We start from the raw sequence: 651 nt of genomic DNA on the forward strand, positions 1-651 counted from the left end.
TGGTGCAGATGGGGGATAACTTCTACCTTGACGCGATCAGCACGGGCAGTGGGCCCATCCTGAAGATTTCCGGCTCGCCGGTCAGTGCCATTGCATGTGGCACCTGGGCGCCGATCGGGGCCGAGCAGACCGCCGGCGGATATTATGTGGCCTGGAAGGACTCGGTGTCAGGTCACTACACTGCCTGGAGCACGGATAGCAACGGCAACTATATCAATAATATCGTTCCTGAGGTGACGGGTACGAATGCGTCGTTTCAGTCGCTGGAGACCACCTTCCAGCAAGACCTCAATGGTGATGGCAGCATCGGTGTCCCCGTCAAAACTGTTGAGATGCAGGGCTCCACCGAGTTGGTGCAGATGGGGGATAACTTCTACCTTGACGCGATCAGCACGGGCAGTGGGCCCATCCTGAAGATTTCCGGCTCGCCGGTCAGTGCCATTGCATGTGGCACCTGGGCGCCGATCGCGGCCGAGCAGACCGCCGGCGGATATTATGTGGCCTGGAAGGACTCGGTGTCAGGTCACTACACTGCCTGGAGCACGGATAGCAATGGCAACTATATCAATAATATCGTTCCTGAGGTGACGGGTACGAATGCGTCGTTTCAGTCGCTGGAGACTACCTTCCAGCAAGACCTCAATGGTGATG

1 pseudogene is annotated in these 651 nt (G+C 57.5%); it reads left to right on the forward strand.

Going from position 1 to position 651, the window contains the following annotated elements:
- Nucleotides 1-651 (forward strand): annotated as a pseudogene (locus HZZ13_RS36365) (M10 family metallopeptidase C-terminal domain-containing protein); the annotation flags it as partial.

It is taken from the genome of Bradyrhizobium agreste (genome assembly GCF_016031625.1).
In the GTDB taxonomy this organism is placed as follows: domain Bacteria; phylum Pseudomonadota; class Alphaproteobacteria; order Rhizobiales; family Xanthobacteraceae; genus Bradyrhizobium; species Bradyrhizobium agreste.